At 60.2% G+C, this 22,291-nt stretch carries 24 protein-coding genes; 12 read left to right on the forward strand and 12 right to left on the reverse strand.

Going from position 1 to position 22,291, the window contains the following annotated elements; translation table 11 throughout:
- Positions 1-2 precede the first annotated feature (2 nt).
- Positions 3-800, forward strand: a complete 798-nt coding sequence (locus tag QZ501_RS02590; protein ID WP_151441495.1) for a divergent polysaccharide deacetylase family protein — start codon at positions 3-5, stop codon at positions 798-800.
- Positions 801-824: 24 nt separating this feature from the next.
- Here QZ501_RS02590 and hisF read toward each other — a convergent pair whose 3' ends face one another.
- The 5 genes from hisF to QZ501_RS02615 all read right to left on the reverse strand — a co-directional run bounded on the left by hisF (position 825) and on the right by QZ501_RS02615 (position 4,104).
- A complete protein-coding gene (hisF, locus tag QZ501_RS02595; RefSeq protein ID WP_295716913.1) occupies positions 825-1,595 on the reverse strand; it encodes an imidazole glycerol phosphate synthase subunit HisF in 771 nt (256 codons plus the stop codon).
- A complete protein-coding gene (hisA, locus tag QZ501_RS02600; RefSeq protein WP_151441486.1) occupies positions 1,592-2,332 on the reverse strand; it encodes a 1-(5-phosphoribosyl)-5-[(5-phosphoribosylamino)methylideneamino]imidazole-4-carboxamide isomerase in 741 nt (246 codons plus the stop codon). Before hisA ends, hisF begins: the two co-directional genes overlap by 4 nt.
- Positions 2,332-2,973 carry an imidazole glycerol phosphate synthase subunit HisH gene (hisH, locus tag QZ501_RS02605; protein ID WP_151441487.1) on the reverse strand — a complete coding sequence of 214 codons (642 nt, stop codon included), beginning with the start codon at positions 2,971-2,973 and terminating at the stop codon, positions 2,332-2,334. Before hisH ends, hisA begins: the two co-directional genes overlap by 1 nt.
- Before the next feature lie 2 nt (positions 2,974-2,975).
- Positions 2,976-3,569 (reverse strand): imidazoleglycerol-phosphate dehydratase HisB, encoded by a 594-nt coding sequence (gene hisB / locus QZ501_RS02610; RefSeq protein ID WP_151441488.1) that lies wholly within the window; start codon positions 3,567-3,569, stop codon positions 2,976-2,978.
- Between the two features lie 64 nt (positions 3,570-3,633).
- Positions 3,634-4,104, reverse strand: a complete 471-nt coding sequence (locus tag QZ501_RS02615; RefSeq protein WP_095618709.1) for an SRPBCC family protein — start codon at positions 4,102-4,104, stop codon at positions 3,634-3,636.
- Positions 4,105-4,261: 157 nt separating this feature from the next.
- Between QZ501_RS02615 and QZ501_RS02620 the strand changes: the two genes are divergently transcribed.
- Both QZ501_RS02620 and mutY read left to right on the forward strand, forming a co-directional pair.
- Positions 4,262-6,427: an AsmA family protein gene (locus tag QZ501_RS02620; RefSeq protein WP_295716917.1), complete on the forward strand. Its 2,166-nt coding sequence runs from the start codon at positions 4,262-4,264 to the stop codon at positions 6,425-6,427.
- 2 nt (positions 6,428-6,429) lie between these two features.
- Positions 6,430-7,470: an A/G-specific adenine glycosylase gene (mutY, locus tag QZ501_RS02625; protein ID WP_295716919.1), complete on the forward strand. Its 1,041-nt coding sequence runs from the start codon at positions 6,430-6,432 to the stop codon at positions 7,468-7,470.
- Here mutY and QZ501_RS02630 read toward each other — a convergent pair.
- Positions 7,467-7,979 (reverse strand): shikimate kinase, encoded by a 513-nt coding sequence (locus QZ501_RS02630; protein ID WP_160899595.1) that lies wholly within the window; start codon positions 7,977-7,979, stop codon positions 7,467-7,469. The genes mutY and QZ501_RS02630 overlap by 4 nt on opposite strands.
- 111 nt (positions 7,980-8,090) lie before the next feature.
- Between QZ501_RS02630 and QZ501_RS02635 the strand changes: the two genes are divergently transcribed.
- Entirely contained in the window at positions 8,091-8,243 is a 153-nt protein-coding gene (locus QZ501_RS02635) for a DUF2256 domain-containing protein (RefSeq protein ID WP_160899596.1), read from the forward strand.
- Positions 8,240-9,772 carry an FAD-binding domain-containing protein gene (locus QZ501_RS02640; protein ID WP_295716922.1) on the forward strand — a complete coding sequence of 511 codons (1,533 nt, stop codon included), beginning with the start codon at positions 8,240-8,242 and terminating at the stop codon, positions 9,770-9,772. Before QZ501_RS02635 ends, QZ501_RS02640 begins: the two co-directional genes overlap by 4 nt.
- Positions 9,773-9,791: 19 nt before the next feature.
- On the opposite strand, the gene QZ501_RS02645 is transcribed toward QZ501_RS02640, so the two are convergent.
- Genes QZ501_RS02645 through QZ501_RS02655 form a run of 3 tightly spaced genes read right to left on the reverse strand, consistent with a single transcriptional unit; the run spans position 9,792 to position 12,565 of the window.
- Positions 9,792-11,333, reverse strand: a complete 1,542-nt coding sequence (locus QZ501_RS02645) for a cryptochrome/photolyase family protein (RefSeq protein WP_295716924.1) — start codon at positions 11,331-11,333, stop codon at positions 9,792-9,794.
- 39 nt (positions 11,334-11,372) lie between these two features.
- Positions 11,373-12,071: an SIMPL domain-containing protein gene (locus tag QZ501_RS02650; protein WP_295716925.1), complete on the reverse strand. Its 699-nt coding sequence runs from the start codon at positions 12,069-12,071 to the stop codon at positions 11,373-11,375.
- A 17-nt stretch (positions 12,072-12,088) separates the two neighbouring features.
- Positions 12,089-12,565: a hypothetical protein gene (locus tag QZ501_RS02655; protein ID WP_295716928.1), complete on the reverse strand. Its 477-nt coding sequence runs from the start codon at positions 12,563-12,565 to the stop codon at positions 12,089-12,091.
- A 128-nt stretch (positions 12,566-12,693) separates the two neighbouring features.
- On the opposite strand from QZ501_RS02655, the gene QZ501_RS02660 reads away from it, so the two are divergent.
- The 7 genes from QZ501_RS02660 to QZ501_RS02690 all read left to right on the forward strand — a co-directional run bounded on the left by QZ501_RS02660 (position 12,694) and on the right by QZ501_RS02690 (position 19,301).
- Positions 12,694-12,930 carry a DUF5062 family protein gene (locus QZ501_RS02660; RefSeq protein WP_077529416.1) on the forward strand — a complete coding sequence of 79 codons (237 nt, stop codon included), beginning with the start codon at positions 12,694-12,696 and terminating at the stop codon, positions 12,928-12,930.
- Positions 12,931-12,991: 61 nt separating this feature from the next.
- Positions 12,992-13,585, forward strand: coding sequence for a hypothetical protein (locus QZ501_RS02665; protein WP_295716930.1), 594 nt, complete (start codon positions 12,992-12,994; stop codon positions 13,583-13,585).
- Between the two features lie 5 nt (positions 13,586-13,590).
- Positions 13,591-14,400, forward strand: a complete 810-nt coding sequence (locus QZ501_RS02670) for a sterol desaturase family protein (RefSeq protein ID WP_295716932.1) — start codon at positions 13,591-13,593, stop codon at positions 14,398-14,400.
- 90 nt (positions 14,401-14,490) lie between these two features.
- Positions 14,491-14,799 carry a hypothetical protein gene (locus QZ501_RS02675; protein WP_295716934.1) on the forward strand — a complete coding sequence of 103 codons (309 nt, stop codon included), beginning with the start codon at positions 14,491-14,493 and terminating at the stop codon, positions 14,797-14,799.
- Positions 14,800-14,892: 93 nt separating this feature from the next.
- Complete coding sequence (locus tag QZ501_RS02680) at positions 14,893-15,339, forward strand: SRPBCC family protein (protein WP_295716935.1); 447 nt, start codon at positions 14,893-14,895, stop codon at positions 15,337-15,339.
- A 1-nt stretch (position 15,340) separates the two neighbouring features.
- Positions 15,341-15,934 carry a class I SAM-dependent methyltransferase gene (locus QZ501_RS02685; protein ID WP_295716937.1) on the forward strand — a complete coding sequence of 198 codons (594 nt, stop codon included), beginning with the start codon at positions 15,341-15,343 and terminating at the stop codon, positions 15,932-15,934.
- 79 nt (positions 15,935-16,013) lie between these two features.
- Positions 16,014-19,301 carry a DUF3427 domain-containing protein gene (locus QZ501_RS02690; RefSeq protein WP_295716939.1) on the forward strand — a complete coding sequence of 1,096 codons (3,288 nt, stop codon included), beginning with the start codon at positions 16,014-16,016 and terminating at the stop codon, positions 19,299-19,301.
- A gap of 192 nt (positions 19,302-19,493) precedes the next feature.
- Here QZ501_RS02690 and QZ501_RS02695 read toward each other — a convergent pair whose 3' ends face one another.
- From QZ501_RS02695 to QZ501_RS02705, 3 genes are all read right to left on the reverse strand, one after another.
- The gene (locus QZ501_RS02695; RefSeq protein ID WP_295716941.1) at positions 19,494-20,114 is read right to left on the reverse strand and encodes a PEGA domain-containing protein; all 621 of its coding nucleotides are present in this window, start codon (positions 20,112-20,114) and stop codon (positions 19,494-19,496) included.
- Positions 20,115-20,643: 529 nt separating this feature from the next.
- Entirely contained in the window at positions 20,644-21,309 is a 666-nt protein-coding gene (locus QZ501_RS02700; protein WP_295716943.1) for an SOS response-associated peptidase, read from the reverse strand.
- A 224-nt stretch (positions 21,310-21,533) separates the two neighbouring features.
- On the reverse strand, positions 21,534-22,291 hold a 758-nt coding region (locus QZ501_RS02705; RefSeq protein WP_295716945.1), incomplete at its 5' end, for a hypothetical protein.

The raw sequence follows: 22,291 nt of genomic DNA on the forward strand, positions 1-22,291 counted from the left end.
GCATGCGCTTCGCCCTCAGCCTTGCACTCAGCGCACTGGTGCTCCTGGGCCCCGGCAGCGCGTCCGGCCAGGGCCCACCCCCGACCATTGCCATCATCATTGATGACCTCGGCCTCAATCAGGAGGCCGGGGCACGCCTGCTGGCGATGGATCAGCCCCTGACGCTGGCCTTCCTGCCACACCGTCCCTATACCCGGGAACAGGCCAGAGCAGCGGCCGATGACGGTAAAGAAGTCATACTCCATGCGCCCATGGCCAATAAGGCCCGCATTGGGCTTGGGCCTGGCGGGCTGGCGGCAGACATGTCCCAGCGGGAAGTCCAGAGCACGCTGCACAGCGCTCTGGCCTCGGTACCTGGCGCTACCGGCGTCAACAACCATATGGGCAGCCTGCTCACAGAGGTTAAGGAGCCCATGGGCTGGGTGATGGATGAGCTGGCGGGGCGTGATCTGCTGTTCATCGACAGCCGCACCACGGCAGCGACGGTGGCGGAAACCACGGCACTGTCAAAGGATGTGCCCGTCATGAGCCGGGATGTCTTCCTGGACAACGAGCGGGATCAGGCCAGTATCCACCGGCAGTTCCGGCAGCTGCTCAGGAAAGCACGGAAGGATGGCACGGCCATCGGGATCGCCCACCCGTATGAGGAAACGCTGGATTACCTGGAGGCGGTGCTTCCGGAGCTGGACCGGCATGGCTACGCCATTGCCACGGTCAGCACGGTCTGGTCCATGCGCCATAATAACCGCCCCCTGTTCCCTGATCTTCCAGACCCACGACTGGTCCAGAAGCAGGAGTAACCAGTTGCAGGTTACAGAGGCGCTCTAACGCATAACGATGCCGTGAGCGCGCATGTAGTCCTTGGCCTCGGCGATGGTGTACTCACCGAAGTGGAAGATGGAGGCCGCGAGCACGGCATCGGCACCGCCTTCCAGCACGCCGTCCACCAGATGCTGCAGGTTTCCTACCCCGCCTGAGGCGATCACCGGCACGGGCACCGCATCACTGATCGCGCGGGTCAGGCCCAGATCAAAACCGCTTTTCGTACCGTCCCGGTCCATGCTGGTCAGAAGGATCTCACCGGCACCGTAGTCAGCCATCCGCTTGGCCCATTCAACCGCATTCAGCCCCGTGGCGTTGCGGCCACCATGGGTGAAGATCTCGTAGCGTGGCTCCTCGCCCTCACCGCTCACGCGCTTGGCATCAATGGCCACCACGATGCACTGGGAGCCAAAACGCTCGGCGGCCTCGCGCACGAATTCCGGGTTGTGCACGGCCGCGGTGTTGATACTGACCTTGTCCGCCCCCGCATTGAGCAGGTTGCGGATATGGCCCACGTGGCGCACGCCACCGCCAACGGTCAGCGGGATGAACACCTCGCCGGCCATGCGCTCCACCATCTCGTAGGTGGTGTCGCGACTTTCATGACTGGCGGTGATGTCCAGGAAGGTGATCTCGTCGGCGCCGGCATCGTTATAGCGACGCGCGACCTCAACCGGATCGCCGGCATCGCGGATCTCAACGAAGTTAACGCCCTTGACCACGCGGCCCTTGTCCACGTCCAGGCAGGGAATGATGCGGCGCGCCAGGCTCATGACGAGGCCACCGAATCGCAGTAGCGCTGGGCCTCGGCAAGGTCCAGTGTGCCCTCGTAAATGGCCCGGCCGGTTATGGCCCCGGTAATGCCGGAACCCGCCACCTGGGCCAGCGCCCGCACATCCACCATGCTGGAAACACCGCCGGAGGCGATCACAGGGATGGAGGTGGATTCCGCAAGACGGCGGGTGGCGTCCACGTTCACGCCTTCCATCATGCCGTCGCGGGCGATGTCGGTGTAAACGATCGCATCCACGCCGTCATTGGCGAAGCGCTGGGCCAAAGTCGTGGCCTCAACGCTGGATGTCTCGGCCCAGCCCTCGGTGGCCACCATGCCGTCGCGCGCATCCAGCCCAACGATGATGTGGCCGGGGTGCGCATGGCACATGGCGGTCACGAAATCCGGATCGCGCACGGCCTGGGTGCCGATGATGACCCACTGCACACCCGCGTCCAGATAGGCCTCGACCACCTCCCGCGAGCGGATGCCGCCACCGATCTGGATCGGCAGATCCGGGTAGGCACGAGCAATCGCCCGTATGATGCCGTCGTTGACGGGCTTGCCCTCGAAGGCGCCATTGAGATCCACTAGGTGCAGGCGGCGAGCGCCGGCTTCCACCCAGCGCCCGGCTACTTCCACCGGATCCCGGGAGAAGACAGTGGAGTCCTCCATGCGCCCCTGGCGCAGGCGGACGCATTCACCGTCCTTGAGGTCGATGGCGGGTATGATCAGCATTACAGAGAACCGTCCCAATCAATGAAGTTGCGAAGAAGCTGGAGTCCGGCGTCGTGGCTCTTTTCCGGGTGGAACTGCACCGCGAACAGGTTCGGTGCCGCCACCGCCGCGGCCAGGTCGACGCCGTAATGGCAACGACCGGCCAGGTTGGCGTTGCCCTCGGCCTCCACGTAATAGCTGTGCACGAAGTAGAAACGGGTGCCATCGGCAATGTCACGCCACAGTGCCGGCGCAGCCGTCTGGAACACCTGGTTCCAGCCCATATGCGGCACTTTGAGGCGCTGCCCGTCCTCGCGGAGATCATGGCCAAAGAAACGGACACTGGCCGGCAGCATCCCAATCCCCTCGGTCCCCTCGTTCTCCTCGCTGGCGGCCATCAACGCCTGCATGCCGACACAGATGCCCAGCAGTGGTTTCTGCTCCACCGCCTCGCGCACCCATTCGTCCACGCCCAGGCGGCGGATTTCGGCCATGCAGTCGCGCATGGCGCCAACGCCGGGCAGTATGACCCTGTCGGCCGCGCGCACCCGTTCATACTGGTCCGTGATCGAAACCCGCACTTCCGGCGCCACCCGCTCGATGGCCTTGCCCACCGAGTGCAGGTTGCCCATGCCATAGTCGATGATCGCCACTTCCTTCATGGTCAGAGCGATCCCTTGGTCGAGGGCATGGCACCGGCCGCGCGCTCATCCTCCTCCACCGCCATGCGCAGGGCACGGCCGAAGGCCTTGAACACAGTCTCGATCTGGTGGTGGCTGTTGGTACCGCGCAGGTTGTCGATGTGCAGCGTCACCATGGCGTGGTTCACGAAGCCACGGAAAAACTCCTCGAAAAGATCCACATCAAAGCGGCCCACATGGGAACGGGTGAAAGGCACCTCCATGGTCAGCCCCGGGCGGCCGGAAAGGTCCAGAACCACCCGCGACAGAGCCTCATCCAGGGGGACATACGCATGGCCATAGCGGTTGATGCCCTTCTTGTCGCCCACCGCTTTCGCCAGGGCCTGCCCCAGCGTGATGCCAATGTCCTCGACTGTGTGGTGATCGTCGATCTCAAGATCCCCGCTTGCCTGGACATTGAGATCGATCAGCCCGTGCCGGGCGATCTGCTCCATCATGTGCTCGAGAAAAGGCACTCCGGTGTCGAAGTCCGCCTGCCCGGTGCCGTCCAGGTTCAGACTCACCGAGATCCGTGTTTCGAGGGTATCACGCTCCACGCGCGCCATCCGATCAGCCATGTCGTTCATCCGCAGGCGTCCAAAACCGCCATTATAGCCCGAAACCGCCCCGCCTTTCAGTGCCTCAGGCGTCGCGGAACGCACTCTTGAGGTTGTCGATGTAGGTGTCCACGAAGCCGTTGAACTCGTGCTTGACCACCGGTGAGACGGCCATCTTCATGACCCTGGGCAGCGGCAGCGTCAGCTCGGCTTCGGTCTGGAAGGCGAGTGCGGTCTGGCCGTCGCCGGCATCACGCAGATCCCAGCGGCCACCCACCAGGCCGTTGCCCTCACCACGCACCGGCGTCCACTCAATCACGCCCCGGTCACGATCCGACTCATAACGGCAGGCATAGACCGTCTGGATGCTGTACTTGTCCACTCCGACCTTTTCCATTTCCCAGCGGTAGGTATTGTCGCCGAGATCCGTCAGTTCATGGACCTTCGGGAAATAGGACACCGAACGCGGTACATCGGCCAGCAGTTCAAACACCGAATCGTAATCGCCATCCAGCGTGAACTCGCGCTGGATCTCAATGGCTACCGTAATGGACATGGTTCCGTTCCTGTTGTTGTTCATGAAGCTTTGTTTAAACTGCGCGCACCTTCTCCAATTCCCCGCGCCCGGTCAAGACAGAAGAGGACGGAGTGGTTCCTCAAGCCCCAGCCATGCGTTATCTTGAACTACTGAAGCCACTGTCAGGGAACGCAGAATGAAAGCCCTCCGCATCGCACTTATCGCCATTGTCGCACTGGTCATCCTGCTTGTCGCTGCCGTGGGTACAGCCATGATGGTCATCGACCCGAACGACTATAAAAGTCACATCGAGCAGGCCGCCGCTGACAACACCAACCTGGAACTCAGGCTCAACGGCGACATCCAGTGGTCCTTCATTCCCCTCGGGCTTTCCGTGGCGGATGTGCAGGCGTCGCTGGAGGGCGAGGAATTCGTGGCGCTGGATGAGCTGGTGGCCAGTGTGGACCTGTGGTCGCTGATCACCATGACGCCCGCGGTCCACACCTTCCAGCTGGACGGTTTCCTCGCCAATCTCGCAATGGCTGAGGACGGCACCGGCAACTGGACACGGATCATGCCGGAAGCGGAAAAGCAGGAAGCCGCCGCTCCTGCAGAAACGGAACAGACCCTGACCGATGAGTCCGGCAGCGAGCTGATCAGCTTCAATGTGCAGGAAGTCCGGATCAGCAATGCGCAGGTGAACTTCGAGAACCGTCAGTCCGGCCAGTCCTTCCAGCTCAGCAATGCCAGCCTTGAGGCCAGTGACATTGCCCTGGGGCAGGACTTCCCGCTGGAACTGGGATTCAGTGTCTCGCTCAATGAGCCGGAACTGGATGTGGACGGCACCCTGGCAATGCAGCTCAATGCCGCACAGAACCTGAAACAGTTCTCGATGAGCGGACTCGACGGCGACTTCACCCTTACCGGAACTCCCTTCAACGGGGAAACCGTGAGTGCGGGACTGAGCGGCTCGGCCAGCGCAGACCTGGACGCGGAAACCGCCAGCGTCAGCGGCCTTATGGCCAGCCTGGAGAATCTGGAGGTGACCTCCAACCTGAACATCCAGGGGTTCAGTGCCCAACCGGATGTCAGTGGCGATCTGAAAGTGGCCGAATTCTCACCCGCCACACTCCTGGAGCAGCTTGGCCAACCAGCCATTGAGACACGGGATGAGGGCGTGCTCTCTAAGGCTGCTTTCGAGACCACCCTGGCCACCCGCGAGGGCATGGTCCGGCTCCAGGAGACCCGCGTCCAGCTGGATGAAACCGAGTTCAAGGGCCAGCTCGGGTACGGACTGGAGAACCAGGCGATCCTGGTCGACCTCCAGGGCAACCGCTTCAACCTCGACCGCTACCTGCCGCCGAAACCGGAAGACGGCGAGGACGCGTCAGAAGACGCCAGTGAACAGGATACCGGCGGCACTGCCTCCAGCGGTGAAGGCGAACTGCTGCCCCTGAAAACACTGCGCGGGCTCAACCTGGACATCCGGATCGGCCTCGGCGAACTGGTGGCCAGCAACCTCACACTCACCGAACTGCTTGCAAAGGTCTCGGGCAGCGAGGGGCGCCTGTCACTGGATGAGCTCAGTGCCAGGCTCTATGACGGCGGCTTCAATATGACGGCATCACTGGATGCCCGCACCGACAACCCGAAATGGCAATTCAACAAACAGCTCTCCGGTGTACAGACCCAGCCGCTGCTGGTGGACCTGGCGGAAATGGACCTGCTTTCTGGCGGCATGAACCTGAACGCCAGCGGCACCTCACGGGGTAACAGCATCAACGCCCTGCTTGAGAACTCGAACGGCAAGGCCGACTTCCGGATCGAGGAAGGCGCGATCGAGAACGTCAACATGACGCGCATGGCCTGCCAGGGCATCAGCCGGGTACACGGCGAATCCCTGAGCGTCGAGGACTGGGGGGACAGCACCCCCTTCAACGACATGAGCGGCAACTTCACCATCAACAGCGGCGTTCTGGAAAATGAGAACCTGACCGCCGATCTCGCCGGCCTGCGCCTTGAAGGCGACGGCGTGGTGAACCTGATCGAATCCATGCTCGACTACCGCGTGGGCCTGCGTGTGGTGGGCGAGGTCCACCGGGACAACGCCTGCCGCGTAAACGAACGCATCCAGAACGTGATCATCCCTGTGCGTTGCAAGGGCGGCTTCGGGGATGACCCGGCAGGACTCTGCGGTTTTGACGGCAGCCGCTTTGGCGATGTGCTCGAATCCATGGCCCGCCAGGAAGTGGACCGCAAGAAGGAAGAAGCCGAGGAGAAGGCTCGTGAACGCGTCGAGGAGGAAATCAAGGAGCGCGTGGACGAGGACACCCGGGACCGGATCCGGAACCTGTTCAACTGATCATGGCAGACTGGTTCGCCGAACAGCTGCTGCAGTGGTACGACCAGCACGGGCGCAAGGACCTGCCCTGGCACCGGGAGCATTCCGCCTACCGGGTCTGGGTCTCGGAGATCATGCTCCAGCAGACCCAGGTCACCACCGTCATCCCCTACTTCGAGCGCTTCATGGAGCGCTTCCCCACGGTCGAGGATCTGGCCGCCGCCAGCACGGATGAGGTGATGGGTTACTGGTCCGGCCTCGGTTACTACGCCCGGGCACGCAATCTCCATAAGGCGGCGATCACCGTTGTGGAGCAGTACGGTGGTGCGTTTCCGGAAGAACAGGACACTCTTCAGAAGCTTCCCGGCATAGGCCGCTCAACCGCCGCAGCCATCGTCGCCCAGGCCCATGGCCAGCGCGCCGCCATCCTGGATGGCAACGCCAAGCGGGTACTGGCCCGCTACCACGCGGTGGAGGGCTGGCCCGGGCGCACGGCGGTTGCCAATGAACTCTGGGAGCATGCCGAGGCGCATACGCCGGACGAACGCATACAGGCCTACACCCAGGCGATCATGGATCTCGGCGCCATGGTCTGCACCCGGCGCCGCCCGGGCTGCGCTGCCTGCCCGGCACGCGAGGGCTGCCTGGCCTATGCGCGCAACAACCCGGAGGCCTACCCCGGCAGCAAGCCGAAAAAGGAAAAACCGGAGAAAAGCGTCTGGATGCTGGTGATCGAGGACGGCGAAGGCCGGATGCTGCTGGAGCAGCGCCCGCCCAGTGGGATCTGGGGCGGGCTGATGAGCTTCCCGGAAGCCGATCCCGCACTGCAGCCGGAAGAGCTGCCCGAGCACTGCGAGACCGCGCTCGGGCTGGAAACCTCCGAACCCGAAACACAGGAACCCTTCCGGCACACCTTCAGCCACTACCACCTCTGGATCCGGCCGGTGCGGCTCACCGCCATCAGTACCCGGGCACTCCAGGATGACCGCAGCCGCTCGTGGCTCCACCGGGAGAGCGCCCTCGAAGCGGGCCTGCCGGCACCGATACGCCGGCTTCTGGGCTAGGCGCTCGGCAGCGCCGCCATCACCGCCTCACACACCTGCTCCATCGAACAACCATCGCAGTTTACGGCGATATCCGCGTAACGCCGATACAGATCAAGGCGTTCCTCGAACAGGTCCTCGATGGTCTGATCCGGCCGCTTGGAAATCCCCCGCAGGCTGTAGTCCCCGATGCGCTCACGCACCGTCTCCAGAGAGACATCCAGAAAGACCACCACACTGCTGGTCTTCAGGTGTGCCATGCCCGGCTCGCTGTAGACCACGCTGCCACCAGTGGCGATCACGTGGTTGGAGAGCTGCAGCGACAACAGTACCTGCTCCTCCACCTCGCGCAGCGCCTCGTAGCCGTTCTCATCCACGATAGTCTGCAGCGTGGCTCCCGCGCGGCTCTGGATCAGCAGGTCCGTATCCACAAAGTCCCGACCGCTGGCCTTGGCCAGAAGCACGCCCACCGTGCTCTTGCCCGAGCCCGGCATGCCGATCAGCGCGATATTGGTCTTCGTTTCATTCATTAAGCGGTTACCCGGTACTTGTGGCGTTTCCCCCTATGATACGCAATGAAGCCCCGGTATGGACCCACCCCGCGAGCAGTCCAGCGCCGGCAAGCGGGCGTATGCTGGAACATGGGTCACAAACCACTCCCCGAAAAAACCTGCCCCGTCTGCAGGCGCCCCTTCAAGTGGCGCCGCAAGTGGGCCCGCTGCTGGGATCAGGTCATCTACTGCAGTGAACGCTGCCGGCGCCATAGGCGGCATCCGCAGGAGGTGCTGCGATGACAACGGTTGTCTGGTTCAAACGCGACCTGCGGGTGGACGACCACGGGCCACTGCATGACGCCGCGGCCGACGACGTGATCCCGCTCTACGTGGTGGAGCCGGACTACTGGCAGCTGCCGGACACCAGTGAACGCCAGTGGGCCTTCATGCACGACTCATTGCTCGACCTGGATGCGACACTGCGCGATCTGGGCGCGCCGCTGATCGTGCGTCATGGCGAGGTAACGGCTGTCCTGCACAGACTCCGGGAAGCAACCGGGTTCACCCGGCTTGTGAGCCACGAGGAGACCGGCAACGACTGGACCTTCCAGCGCGACCGCGCCGTAGCCCGCTGGTGCCGGCAACAGGGCATTCAGTGGCGGGAATACCGCCAGTTCGGTGTGGTTCGGGGCCCGCATAACCGCGACCACTGGGATCACGCCTGGCGCCGGGTCATGGAGGCGCCCGCTTACCCAGCGCCTTCACGCCTCACCCCGGCATTAACAGCCGATCCTCGCGCCCTTGAGTCGCTGACGGAACCGGCCTGCCGTGATCAGCGCCCCTGCCCCGGTCGCCAGCGCGGCGGCATGAGCCAGGGCCAGACCCTGCTGGCGGATTTCCTCGAGCAGCGAAGCCGAGGGTATGAGAAGCGCATCTCCAGCCCCGTTACCGCCTGGGAGGCGAGCTCGCGCCTGAGCCCGCACATCGCCCATGGCACGGTCTCCCTTCGGCGGATCGTCCAGCAGTGCCGGGCGGCTGCAGCTGCCCCGGACATCGCTGGCGCCCATCGCCGCAGCCTCAAGGCTTTCCGCTCGCGCCTGCACTGGCACTGCCACTTCATCCAGAAACTGGAGGACGAACCGGCCATCGAGTTCCAGACCATCCACCCGGACCTGGAAGGACTGCGCAACCCCGGCGACTGGCCGGAAGCGCTCGAACGCTGGCGCGAGGGTACTACCGGCTGGCCACTGGTGGACGCCTGCATGCGGGCCCTGCACCACAGCGGCTGGATCAACTTCCGGATGCGGGCCATGCTCATGGCGGTGGCCAGCTACCACCTGCACCAGCACTGGCGGGAACCGGCGCTGCACCTGGCGCGCCTGTTCACGGACTACGAGCCCGGCATCCACTACCCCCAGGCGCAGATGCAGTCGGGCCTGACCGGCATCAACGCCCTGCGCATCTACAATCCCGTGCTGCAGTCCCGCAAGCTGGACCCGGAGGGCCGCTTCATCCGCGCCTGGGTTCCGGAACTGGCTGAGGTCCCGAACGAGTGGCTCCATACGCCCTGGGGACTGTCATCCACCCAGCGCCGCCGGCTGGGCGCGGAGGCTTACCCACTGCCCCTGATCGATCACGAGGAAGCGGCTCGCCGGGCGCGGGTCCGCATCAAGGCCTGGCGGCAACAGCACGTTCGCAGGGAAGTCACGGACCTGGTCCTGGAACGCCATGGCAGCCGGGCTACACGAGGCCGGAACCGGCAGTCCACAAGCCCCTCAAAGCGCCAGTCCGGCTCAGGCAATAACGGGCAGATGGATCTGTTTCAGTAAGGACGAAGGCGACTGCCCACTACAGGGCATCGATATTGAGCAGGACCTCGTCCGCCTTCGCCAGTACCGCACTGCGTTTCTCCTCGCCCTGACCGTCCCAGTTGCGGTAGATCATGCCCATGCGTGGATTGCCCTTGAAATGATCCCGGTGGCGGTGGATGAAATGCCAGTAGAGGCTGTTGAAGGGGCAGGCATCCGGCCCGGTGGTGTCGTTCACGTTGTAGACGCAATGGCGGCAGTGATCGGACATCCGGTTAATATACTTGCCGCTGGCCGCGTAGGGCTTCGAGCCCAGAATGCCACCGTCCGCGTGCATCACCATGCCCTGGGTGTTGGGCCGCTCCACCCAGTCGAAGGCGTCCACGTAGACGCCCAGGTACCAGTCGCAGATGGCCTCGGGGTGAACGCCGGCAAGCAGCGCGAAGTTGCCCGTGACCATCAAGCGCTGGATGTGGTGGGCGTAGGCGTGCTCCAGGGTATTGCCGATGGCCTTCGCCATGCAGCGCATCCGGGTATCACCCGTCCAGTAGAACCAGGGGAGTGGGCGCGTGTTGCCGAGCCGGTTCTCCGCCGCGTAACCGGGCATCAACGTCCAGTAGAGCCCGCGCACAAACTCGCGCCACCCCAGGATCTGGCGGATGAAGCCCTCGACGGCATTCAGCGGCGCACGGCCCGCGTGGTACTCGGCCTCTGCCGCCTCGCAGACTTCCCTGGGCAGAAGCAGCCCGATATTGAGGTAGGGTGAGAGCTGCGCGTGGAAGAGGTTCGGTTCATCATCCGCCATGGCGTCCTGGAAGTCACCGAACCAGGGCAGACGGTGCGCCAGGAAATGATCCAGCGCCCTGAGCGCGTCTTCCCGGGTAACGGCCCAGCCGAAGGACTCCGTGCGGCCAACGTGCCCGCCCAGGCTGGACTCCACCTCCGCAATCACCGCCTCGGTGGTCGCATCCGGTTCAACCCGGAACGGCGGAGGCGCGGGCGGGTCGCCCTTCCACTTCTTGCGGTTGGCGGCATCCAGGTTCCACTCACCGCCCACGGGCTGGCCATCGGCAGTCATCAGAAGGCCGGCCTCACGGCGCAGTTCCCGGTAGAAGTATTCCATGCGCCACTGCTTGCGGTTCCGGCTCCATTTCTGAAAGCGTTCAACCGTGGCGAAGAAGCGGTTATCGGAGCGGATGCTCAGCGGCGCGGGGAGCTCCCACTGGCGCATCGCCTGGTCCAGCCGCCACTCGCCGCATTCGGTGGCAACGACCCCTTCGGCACCCAGTGATTCCGCCGAAGACCGGACCACATCCCCGAGGCTTTCATAGGCACTGTCCGGATCGAACGCGTGGTAATGAACACACCAACCCGCCTGCTCAAGCTCGGCCGCAAAGTGGCGCATGGCGCTGAAGATCAGCACCAGTTTCTGCTTGTGGTGGTTTGTGTAGCCCGCCTCTTCCGCGACCTCCGCCATCAGGACGTGGTCACTCTCGGGATCGGCCTCCACCAGGGCTGGCAGCGAGGGGGTGAGCTGATCGCCGAGGATCAGGATGAGGTTGCGGGGTGTCGAAGCTGTCATGGAGGGCAATACGCTGGGTACTGCCCCATGGTTCGCCTGCTACTCCAGGGCGAAGGTCACGCGCACATCCGCCTGGGCCCGAACACTGCCCGCTTCAAACTCGTCCGCCTCCTGGGCTCCCTCGCGTGCATCCGCCGCCATCATCCGGCGCGGGCCGGGCTGGGATACCTGCTGTTCCTGGATGGAAAGCGTCTGCCCCAGTTCACGGTCGGCGCTGTCCGCCAATGCCTGAGCCCGCCCGCGCGCGCTGCGAAACGCCCGGGCCAGCGCCTGCTGCTCGGCCGTATCGCCCTCCCGGAGCCGGAAGTTGCTGACGGACAGCCGCTGGGGATTCTGTTCCGAGAGCCGGGCCGTCCACTCCCCCAACGCCGAAACAGGCAGCGCCATCAGCTGAACACTGCGGGTCGCCTTGTAGCCTTCCAGGCTCTGTTCACCCTCATCCCAACGGTACTGGGGCGCAACCGCCAGGGAACGGGCCTGGAGTTCGGCACCGCCCGGCAGAGAACCACGCAGATCTTCCACCAGTGGATTCACCTTCGCCCGCAGGCGCTCACTCGCCTCGTAGGCGCCATCCGCCGTTACCTCGAACCCCAGGTGCAGATCCGCCAGTTCCGCCGGCAGGCTGATTTCGCCCGTACCGCTGACCTCAACCCGATGCACCTCATCCGCACCCCTGCCCTCGCTGCAGCCGGCCAGCACAGCCACTGCCGCAACCATCACCATCAATCGGCTACGCATACCCTCTCCTTTTGGAATCACTGCTGACCAACCACGGACCGGACCACTTCGGCCAGGCCACGACAGTCGGCCAGCGCCCTGTGGGGCGCTTCAAATGCCTCAATCGCCGCACCCAGTTCACCGGCGTAACGACTGCAGTAGATCGTCTCCAATGACTGGAGCCGCACCGGGTTGGGGCGCCCGACGGCCGAGAAAAGCCGGCGCAGCCAGAAGCTGTCAAAGGGAAGCGCATCCGAGAAGACCTCCTCGCCACCCAGGTGCTGTTCAAGCTCGCGGGCGACCGTAACAACATCCTGCCCTTCGCGAAGCAGCTGATCACGGGCAATCCCGTGGATCGCCTCCTCAGCATAGTCATCCCAGTCCTCCCAATCCCCCGCCGAGGCCGGGTTGATCAGAGCACTCCACGCCTGCTCGCCATCCAGCGAGCACCAGGCGACCTCGATCGGATAGGAATCCGGCCCAAGGCCGCTGGCTTCAATGTCCAGAATATACATGGATAACGCAACTCCCGGGTTGGACCCGCATTATGCACCAGAAAACGAAGAACATCCGCCCGTGGCCGCTAGCCGGGGTTCAGCCAGGGCGTTACAGTGGATTCAGGCGGATACCCAACGAGGTGACCATGAAAAAAATGAAGAACGAAAAGGAAATGGTCAAAAAAGCCATTGAGGAAGGCATGAAGTACGGCGAGAACCGTGGCGTGGTGGAGTTTGAGGCCACGGACTCCCAGGAGGCGAAGATCGAGTACATCTACCGGCTCCTTGTGCACGACAACGTCATTCAACCGATCCCGGAAGACCAGATCTCGCAGAAGGCCATGAAGCACAAGCTGGCGATCTGGGCCTCCAAGCTCAAGTAGTGCACGGAAGGCGCCCACCGAACGTATAGAGTCGGTAGAGGACAGGAACAGGAAATGACCCATGCAGAGTGAACGAATCAAGTGGCTGCTTCACAAGGGACTGATCGCCCTCCCCATCATCCTCATCCTGGTGCTGCTGGCCCGATGCGGCGGTGAACCGGACGGCAGTGGCGAACAGGCCTCCACGGATCAGGCAAGTGAGCCCAACTCGGAGCAAAACGACGCCACGGAGGAAGATCGCGGCCAGGCGCAGGCTGAAGAGACGCAGACTGAGGAAAGGGACCCGGAATCCTTCACCGCTGAAGAGATCAAGGCGGCCATGCAGGAGCACATCGAGAACCGCACCCAGATGGGCAACCCCGGTGTCTTCGAGATCACGGACCCGCGCACCAGCCAGACCCTCGAACTCCGGTTCCAGAAGATCCACGACCCTGTGCGCACCATGGGCGATGGCCACTACTTTGCCTGCACCAACTTCGCAGCCATAGGCGACCCCTACAAGACCTATGACCTGGACTTCTGGCTACAGGTCCATGATGGCGAGCTGGTCGTTTACGGTGAAAACGTCCACAAGCTGCCCGTGCACAAACACGGTGAATGGGTCCAGCAGCCGCGTTACAACTTCGTGGATGACCGGATCAACCTGCTGCGGTAGCCACTATGGACGACCTGAAACTGCCCCTCTTCCTTGGTGGGTTTGCGCTCTTCTTCCTGATCGAGGGCCTGGCTGCCAAACGGCCCTGGCAGGAACCACGCGGGCAGCGCCTGCGAATGCACGCCGCCATGGCGGTGTTCAACACCGTGGTGGTCAAGCTCATCATCCTGGCGCCCTTCCTCTACTGGACGGAATACATTGCCGAACAGGGCTGGGGGCTGGCCCCCATGCTGGGCTACAGCGGGATTGGCGGGATCATCGCCACCATTATCGTGCTGGATATGTTCGATTACTGGTGGCACCGCTTCAATCACCGGGTAGGCTTTCTCTGGCGGTTCCACAAGGTCCATCACGTCGACACCCATGTGGACGTCACGACGGCACTGCGCTTTCACCCCGGCGAACTCTTCATCTCCTTCTTCGTCAAACTGGTCTGGATTGCCGTCTGGGGCCCGAGCCTGGTGGCCTTTGCGGCCTTCGAGATCTCGGTCAGCCTGGCCAGCCAGTTCCATCACTCGAACATCGATTTTCCGGATCGCTGGGAGCGGATCCTGCGCCTGTTCATCGTCACGCCCCGCTTCCATACCAGCCACCACACGGTCTCCCGGCGCACGGGCGATGCCAACTTCGCGACCATCTTCATCATCTGGGATCACCTCTTTGGCACCTACAAGGAACCCGATGAGGACGAGATGCGGGAGCTCGGCCTGGCCGAGGGGCGGGACGACTACCTCTCGTTCGCCACCTGGCTCGCTGAGCCATTCACCCAGCGCAACCATAACCAGGATGATCCGGAGCGACGCTCAGCGACGTAAACGTCATAAGTACTTGACGGCAGAGGCGCAGTTTCCAAAAGTCTGAGGTGTATGCTGACAGGTAGGTTCCACCAACAAGGAGAAGAAGACATGAAACGTTTCCATTCCATCGCAACAGTACTGGCGGTTCTGGCGGGTCTTGCATTCGGGGGCCAGGCCCTGGCGTCCAGTCACGGTGACGAACATGCGGGTGACGAAGCCCACTCCGAAGAACATGCCGAGGATGAGCATGCCGGGGATGAAGCCAAGTCCATGGATGATAAGAAGGCCAAGGATCACGACAAATCCAGAGACCACGACAAATCCAGGGAAGACAGGAAGTCCGAATCCGACGAGCACGCCGGCGAGGAAGCTGAATCAGAAGAAAGCGACGAACACGCTGGCGACTCAAGCTGGTAAACGCTGACGCCGTCAGTACCTATGGCTCGCCTGCCTATCAGGGCGGGCCATCGGCATTTCCCTTTAATTTCCCCTCCCCTAGAGTCTCAAACCATGCAGACGATCGTCGTGGAACGCACCATCAACGCCCCCATCGAGCAGGTATTTGATCTGCTCAGTGACCACGCCAACTACAAGCAGTTCGACGGCATCCGGGATTCCTGGCTTGTGAAGGAAGGCACCGGAGAGCGAAACGGCAACGGGGCCGTACGCCGGATTGACCTGGGCGCGGTCTGGTTCGAGGAGGAGATCAGCAACTTCCACCGGCCCACAAACATGGACTACCGGATTCTGCGCTCCCGGCCGCCCATCGAGCATGAGAGTGGCGAAATCAGGCTGGAAGAGACCGAAGAGGGGACCAGGGTTACCTGGACGTCTGTGTTCCGGATCCGGATTCCGGTGGTGGGGCGTGTTCTGTCTCCATTGGCCGCTAAGGCTGGGACCAAGGCGTTTGGTAGTATGTTGAAGGCTATTGATCGGCGGCTGGCCAACCACGTCTGATATGACAGACCCATACTCAGAAAAGGCTCTTCACTTCTTCAACCAGTACCAGCAACTGTCGTTCGAAGACGTTCACCAGAGCTGGCTTGCGCAACTGCCGCAACAACCTGGTTCCGCATTGGATGTCGGAGCCGGCAGTGGTCGGGACGCAGCCGCGCTCGCATCCAGGGGCTGGCATGTACTCGCCGTAGAGCCTGCCACTGAACTCAGGCAGCTTGGCGAAAACGCGACCCACCACTTGGCAGTTGAGTGGTGTGAGGATCACTTACCCAAACTGAACCATGTCCGTACCCTCGATCACCGCTTCGACCTGATCCTGGTATCCGCGGTCTGGATGCACCTCCACCCTTCCCAGCGAAATGCGGCCTTTCAGGCTCTGACGACATTGCTGTCTCCCGGAGGGCTCCTGGTCATCACCCTGCGGCACGGGCCAGGCGATGGTGAGCGTGTGTTCCATGAGACGGACCGCCACGAGCTGGAGACTCTGGCGGGGAGCCATTCTCTGGCAATCCTGCCGGTGGCTGAGCGGAATGAATCAGACCGCATGGGCCGCAGTGAGGTGGCCTGGGAAACCGTTGTATTCCAGAGGCCGTGACCGGCCGCCCCCGCTGGTCTGGCGGACCAAAAGCGTCTAACCTGGTCGGTCATCGGAATTCCACAATCAGGCTTTCTGCATGACCGGCACCGACAGGAAAAGACTGATCACCGGAGGCGATTCCAGTCCCCTCGCCCCGGAACTGAGACAGGCCATCCTGCGTGCGGACGAGATCGACCTTGCCGTGGCTTTTATCAAGTCCTCCGGCCTGGCGCTTATCTTTGACAGCCTGGTACAGAGGGTCACTGAGGAGCCACAGGCCAACCTGCGCATCCTGACCAGTGACTATCTGAATGTGACGGATCCCGCCGCCCTGCGCCAGCTGATGCGGCTGGCCGAGCGGGGCGCGGACATCCGTGTGTTCGAGTCAAAGGAAACCAGTTTTCACCTCAAGACCTACATCTTCGTCCGCACTGAAGATGAAACACTCATTGGCGATGCTTTCGTCGGCTCCAGCAATCTGAGCAAAACCGCACTCACCAGCGGCCTTGAGTGGAACTACCGGGTCATAACTCCGGATTCAAACTCGGTTGATGGGGCTGGCCCCTTTGAAACGATCAGACAGGAATTCACCGCCCTGTTCCATTCGAATGGCACGAAACCCTTAACCCATCAATGGATTGACCGGTACGAGCAGAACCGCCCGGACATTGTTCCCAAGATCGCCCCGGGAAGCGATGATCCGGAACCAGAGCCAGCCACGCCAACCGATGAGCAGAGCGCCGCGCTGCATGCGTTGAAAGAGACCCGCGCAGACGGCTACCAGCGTGGACTGGTTGTCATGGCCACTGGCCTGGGCAAGACCTTCCTGGCCGCTTTTGATGCGCAGCAGCTGGGTGCTCACAGGGTGCTGTTCGTTGCCCACCGGGAAGAAATCCTGCTCCAGGCCGAAGAAACCTTTCAGCGCGTCATGCCCAGAACCCGCGTGGGCCGTTACTATGGTGACTCCCGGGACAGCGAAGCACACATGCTGTTCGCCTCGGTTCAGACGCTGCACCGTGCGTCACACCTTGATCGCTTCCCAGCGGACCATTTTGACTACATCGTGGTAGACGAATTCCATCACGCGGCAGCCAGCACCTACCTGAAGCTGCTGCAGCACTTCCGGCCCAAGTTCCTTCTGGGACTGACGGCGACGCCGGACCGCTCAGACCAGTCCGACATCCTGCAGCTCTGTGATGACAACCTGGTCTACAACAGAAACCTCTTTGACGGCATCAGTGCGGGCCTGCTCTGCCCGTTCAGCTATTACGGAATCTACGACGAGAACGTCAACTACGAGGAGATCCCCTGGCGCAACGGCCGCTTCGACCCCAATGCGCTTAGCACCAAGCTCGCCACACTGGGCCGGGCAAGACATGCACTGAACGAATGGCGCCAAAAGGGACTGAAACGAACACTGGCATTCTGTATCTCAACCCGCCACGCGGATTTCATGGCGGAGCAGTTCAACCGCAGCGGTGTTCCATCGGTTTCTGTCCATACCCGTTCGGACATTGATCGGCATGATGCGATCGAAAAGCTCAACAATGGCTCGGTCAACGTTATCTTTTCGGTCGACCTTTTCAATGAAGGTGTGGATGTTCCCGATATCGACACCGTCATGATGCTGCGCCCGACCGATTCAAAGGTGCTTTTCCTGCAGCAGATCGGCCGGGGATTGCGCCGTTCGGACAAAAAAGACCGCCTGGTCATCCTGGATTTCATCGGCAATCACAAAGGGTTCCTGAACAAACCCCAGGCACTGTTCGGCGTGGAGGGAACCGGCAGCAAACTGGCCGACTTCGCCAGAAAGGTGCAGTCCCAGCAGCAGACGCTTCTCCCCGAAGGGTGCTTCGCCAACTACGACCTCGAGATCATCAACTTCCTGCAATCCCTGAACCCAGCCGGTATAGAAGACGAATACCAGTCGCTGAAATCAAGCATGGGCCGCCGGCCAACACTGCTTGAGGTCTACCGGGCTGGCATCAGCATCCCGAAACTGCGCAAACAGTACGGTAGCTGGTGGGCGTTCATTGACCAAGTGGCGGATCTGGACCAGGAGGAGAAGCAGGTTCTCGAAAAGGCCGCCGGTTTCCTGGAAGCGATTGAAACCACCAGAATGACCAAAAGCTTCAAGATGGTGCTTCTCGAAGCTCTGATTGAAAACGACGGCTTCAAGCACCCATTAACCATTGGCGCCATCAGTGAAGCCTCAAGAAACATCCTGCTCAGGCGCCCCAAGCTGCAGGCTGACCTGACGGAATCCCACCGCCACCTGGAATCGGTCGACGAGACCGAATGGATGCGGTACTGGCGCAAAAACCCGATAGCGGCCTGGGTCGGTGAGAACCAGTCCCAGGAATCGGAAACGCTCTTCACGCTCGAAGATGACCGACTGATCCCGAAACTGACGCTTCCCGAAGGGCTTGTTCCCGTTCTGGGAACCATGCTCAAGGAACTGGTCGATTACCGGCTCAGCACCTACCAGGAACGGCTGGCACCGGATACGCCAGAGCCTGACAACGTGGTTCCCTTCGGTGATGAACAACGAGGGGCTGATCTGCCCTACTTCCCCAACATCCGCATTGCCTGCGGCCATTTCAAGACAGGCACTGCGGATGCTGAAGAGTACGTTAACCCGGGTGACGGTTACGGCAGGCTCGATCCCAACACGCATTTCATTGCGCAGGCATCCGGGAGTTCCATGGATGGCGGCAAGACCCCCATCAGGGATGGCGACTACCTGCTTCTGGAACGCATCCGCCCAACCAACGCGGGCTCCATTACTGGCTCAACCATGGCCATCGAGCGCCAGGATGAAGGCGGCGACAACCAGTACCTGTTGCGGGTTGTCACCAAACAGAATGACGGCCAATACGTTCTCAGAGCCAACAACCCCGATTACGAAGACCTCCCTGCCGACGAATCAATGCGCACTTTCGCACGCCTGAAAGCAGTCATCGATCCCTTTGATCTGGCCGTAGGCCAAAGCTTCATGCGCGAAGACATCCCTCCGCTGTTCGGAGAGACCTTCAACCACGGGAGCTGGAATCAGGGGCATATCGTGCTGCGTGAACAGGGCGCACATGTTCTGCTGGTGACGCTCAACAAGCAGGGCCGCCAGAAGGATCACCGCTACCAGGACTATTTCATCGACGAGCAGACCTTCCACTGGCAGAGCCAGAACAGCACCTCTCCAGCCAACCCCAAGGGCCGTGAACTCATAGAGCACCGCAGCCGGGGCATCGACATTCATCTATTTGTGCGGGAGAACAAACTGGGCCCGGACGGCAAAGCTGCTCCCTTCCGGTATTACGGGAAGGTGGATTACCTGCGGCACGAGGGAGAGAAGCCGGTGAGTGTTACTTTTCAGCTTCAGCGTTAAGACTCGAAACGCCCGGCCCGGGGCAGACCGCTGAAACGGCCTCCCGGTTACGCGGGGCTTGGTCGTATACGCTCACAGGGTTCGGCTCTTGAGTTAGGACGATTTCCCAAGAGGAATCGTATACCAACAACGAGGACAAATCGCCCCCGCAATAGCTAGCATACAGCCTTTATCCTGTCGGCAAACCGATCATCAACCGCCAACTTCGTAAAGATCAATAATTGCCTTTGCGAAGTTCAAATTATTTTTATTATTAGCGGCTAGACTGTCTATAGCTGCGATTGTGGTTTCTTCTTCATCGCGTGGAGTTTCCAATATATCCAGCAATGCGTCTAATTTTTCCCCTCCATCACTGGCAAGTTCCATTCTTATATCGTCACCAAATGCAACAACCAGCTCCTTAAGCTTCCGTTTCTTCGAGGTAGAAACACCAGATGCCTTCTCCGGTGTAAGAGTCACAAAATATTGATCCGGAGCATATTCGTACATAGCACCCGACACGCCATCCGTGGTCGATCCGTATAACCCTCCAACAAAAATATTACCCCAAAACCAGCCATCGACTGACGTAGATAATTGAGTTGTATGCTCTTTGTAGCCTTCTTTCTGGAAAGTAAGAGCTTGGTTCTGACTTTTGTCTATTGTTGTGCTGACGGGAGTCTTTCCAAGTACTCTACCTGACACGGTGACTGTCGCTCCCTCTGGCTCACTATCGAAGGTCAAAGTCTGATCAGTCCCTGAGACGACTGTTGCACACCCGTTGATCAAGAAAATCAAAGTGAGTAATGGCCCAATCGCAAATACGCGAAGCATGAAATCCCCTTAATTCTATATTAATTTTTCGGTGGAGGATTATAGTCAATTAAGTAATGACTGCAAGAAGAGCTGACCTGACCCCGTTTCAGTACCACTCATTACTGGAACAATCCGGTCCATGGGTCATTCCGTTCAACAAGCACATAACACTTTCATTATTCATTTCTGCCTTAACATAGATTCTATGATGTCGAAGCGTAAGCATCTTACGTTCATTGGAAGATAAGTTGAAACGAAGGGAATAGAAAGAAGTAAAGGTGCTTTTCAGGGAAAGGGAAATCCTGTTGACACTTCGTGGACACCCAGAAACAACAAAGCCCGCACAAGGCGGGCTAAGTCTTTGATATTAGTGGTGCCCGGAGGCGGAATCGAACCACCGACACGAGGATTTTCAATCCGAACGCCAGCGATGTCAATAGACCATACTCGCCCACAATCAGACACTTACCAAACCGCAAAACCGCGCTCAGCCACTTTATTCAACAGTTATGTTGACACTTCGTGGACACTCAAAAGCGTGGTCGCCCTACCTCTGCAACGGCTCAATGATCGATGAATCATTGAAGTCCGGCTTGTTCATCCTGGGCGAAACCGGCCAGCTATCCAGCCGCTGAGGGTCCAGCCGCTTGGCGACCTGGCGAACCTGGTCATGTTCGGTGATCTCGGGATTCAGCCAATCCCAACGGCATTCCGGATCCAGGACCACGGGCTGGCGATCGTGAATGTGCCGCAGGTTGGGTGCAGCCGGCTCGGTCAGAATCGCCGCTGACATTCCTGGTTCGATATCCCCGGTATAGATGCCCGCGAAGAACAGAACGTCACTGCGGCCGTTGGATGGGTCCGTGATGTAGTACGGCTGCTTTCCCTGGTCCGTAGCCATCCATTCAAACCATCCATCAGCTGGAATCAGGCACCGACGGTGGTGAAATGCGTGCGTGAAGTACTTGCTGCTTGCGACCGTTTCAGCCCTGGCATTGATCGGCTTCGGTGCCTCCTCCCCTGCCCAGGCTGGTTTATAGCCCCAGTGAGCGAAGCTGAATCGAACCTGGTTATCCTTGAGACTGATGATCGTGATGCTCTGACCTGGTGCCGTGTTGTACCGAGAATGAACCTCACCAACAGGCTTGGTCTGCCCGAACCAGGTTTCTGCGATCAAGCCTGTTGGTGTATGCAGGTCAAAACGGCCACACATTGTGCCTCTCCAATGAATGTAGGAAATATCCTACACGGGATTCAGAAAACGACCATAGCGCTGGCCGCTCCCAAGCGCTATCTTGGCTTTGGCTCAGGACGAGCCGCCCGCGTTGCACGGATGCTGCAGTTCCTGCCAGAGCGGGTGCGCCACCTGCTTAGTGGTGGGACTGCCAGGGAGAGCACTGGTATTTAGGTTTGTTTATTTGTGCAGCTTAGCCTGTACTACGTATAATTGATTAATCTTTCCATCGGCATGCCAACCGAACTTTTTGAATAAGCGTTACCATTATTATCGATGGTAAAATAGAATGACTTACCAAATCGTGCGGTAGGAAGTTCTGGCTCGTCACCTTTGGCCCGTTTAAACACCTCTCTTGCGGCACAGAAACTAATATAGTCAGCAACTTCTGATAGAACGTCTGATCCCGGCTCTCTAAATTCGGGCTCGGGAACATAAGCGCGATGAGACAACCAGGTAAATAATCTAGTGTACTGAAGACCTAGGAATGTCTCTTTAGCCCAACCTTCTGGGTTTTGGCCGTCTTTCAGTTTGTCAAATATCCATCTTATTTTTTTCTTGTTTTTTCTTACATATTCCAATGAAGATACCAGGGAGTGGCTAAACACCTCTTCCTTATTCATTTTTATGGATTTTGCTCTCTCGGCCTTCTCGACAGGAAGAGGTTTGGCCATGATACAAGTCATAGTTACTAAATGTGGTCTTAGGGATCTGAGGTGGTCTGAAAACTGGAGTCCATAATTTATTCGGTCATTTAATGACCCTAAGTTTGAAAAGTTTTCAGCTGCTTTTGAACTCCATATATCTTTGAAATGGTGACTCCAGTCATCTGGGTTACTATTTGGTGCAATGCTTTTCTTAAGATCATTTATTTTTCGCTCTAGCTTTTTTCTTCTTTTTTTATGGATTCCGGCCAAGGTAACACAAAAGACATGTAGCTCTTCGTCGCTTCTTCCTGGAC

Source organism: uncultured Halovibrio sp. (genome assembly GCF_913056445.1).
Taxonomy (GTDB): Bacteria; Pseudomonadota; Gammaproteobacteria; order Pseudomonadales; family Oleiphilaceae; genus Halospina; species Halospina utahensis_B.

Coding starts and splice junctions, on each gene's coding strand:
- QZ501_RS02590 (WP_151441495.1), top strand. CDS start 3: ATGCGCTTCGCCCTCAGCCTTGCACTCAGCGCACTGGTGCTCCTGGGC.
- hisF (WP_295716913.1), bottom strand. CDS start 1,595: ATGAGCCTGGCGCGCCGCATCATTCCCTGCCTGGACGTGGACAAGGGC.
- hisA (WP_151441486.1), bottom strand. CDS start 2,332: ATGCTGATCATACCCGCCATCGACCTCAAGGACGGTGAATGCGTCCGC.
- hisH (WP_151441487.1), bottom strand. CDS start 2,973: ATGAAGGAAGTGGCGATCATCGACTATGGCATGGGCAACCTGCACTCG.
- hisB (WP_151441488.1), bottom strand. CDS start 3,569: ATGGCTGATCGGATGGCGCGCGTGGAGCGTGATACCCTCGAAACACGG.
- QZ501_RS02615 (WP_095618709.1), bottom strand. CDS start 4,104: ATGTCCATTACGGTAGCCATTGAGATCCAGCGCGAGTTCACGCTGGAT.
- QZ501_RS02620 (WP_295716917.1), top strand. CDS start 4,262: ATGAAAGCCCTCCGCATCGCACTTATCGCCATTGTCGCACTGGTCATC.
- mutY (WP_295716919.1), top strand. CDS start 6,430: ATGGCAGACTGGTTCGCCGAACAGCTGCTGCAGTGGTACGACCAGCAC.
- QZ501_RS02630 (WP_160899595.1), bottom strand. CDS start 7,979: ATGAATGAAACGAAGACCAATATCGCGCTGATCGGCATGCCGGGCTCG.
- QZ501_RS02635 (WP_160899596.1), top strand. CDS start 8,091: ATGGGTCACAAACCACTCCCCGAAAAAACCTGCCCCGTCTGCAGGCGC.
- QZ501_RS02640 (WP_295716922.1), top strand. CDS start 8,240: ATGACAACGGTTGTCTGGTTCAAACGCGACCTGCGGGTGGACGACCAC.
- QZ501_RS02645 (WP_295716924.1), bottom strand. CDS start 11,333: ATGACAGCTTCGACACCCCGCAACCTCATCCTGATCCTCGGCGATCAG.
- QZ501_RS02650 (WP_295716925.1), bottom strand. CDS start 12,071: ATGCGTAGCCGATTGATGGTGATGGTTGCGGCAGTGGCTGTGCTGGCC.
- QZ501_RS02655 (WP_295716928.1), bottom strand. CDS start 12,565: ATGTATATTCTGGACATTGAAGCCAGCGGCCTTGGGCCGGATTCCTAT.
- QZ501_RS02660 (WP_077529416.1), top strand. CDS start 12,694: ATGAAAAAAATGAAGAACGAAAAGGAAATGGTCAAAAAAGCCATTGAG.
- QZ501_RS02665 (WP_295716930.1), top strand. CDS start 12,992: ATGCAGAGTGAACGAATCAAGTGGCTGCTTCACAAGGGACTGATCGCC.
- QZ501_RS02670 (WP_295716932.1), top strand. CDS start 13,591: ATGGACGACCTGAAACTGCCCCTCTTCCTTGGTGGGTTTGCGCTCTTC.
- QZ501_RS02675 (WP_295716934.1), top strand. CDS start 14,491: ATGAAACGTTTCCATTCCATCGCAACAGTACTGGCGGTTCTGGCGGGT.
- QZ501_RS02680 (WP_295716935.1), top strand. CDS start 14,893: ATGCAGACGATCGTCGTGGAACGCACCATCAACGCCCCCATCGAGCAG.
- QZ501_RS02685 (WP_295716937.1), top strand. CDS start 15,341: ATGACAGACCCATACTCAGAAAAGGCTCTTCACTTCTTCAACCAGTAC.
- QZ501_RS02690 (WP_295716939.1), top strand. CDS start 16,014: ATGACCGGCACCGACAGGAAAAGACTGATCACCGGAGGCGATTCCAGT.
- QZ501_RS02695 (WP_295716941.1), bottom strand. CDS start 20,114: ATGCTTCGCGTATTTGCGATTGGGCCATTACTCACTTTGATTTTCTTG.
- QZ501_RS02700 (WP_295716943.1), bottom strand. CDS start 21,309: ATGTGTGGCCGTTTTGACCTGCATACACCAACAGGCTTGATCGCAGAA.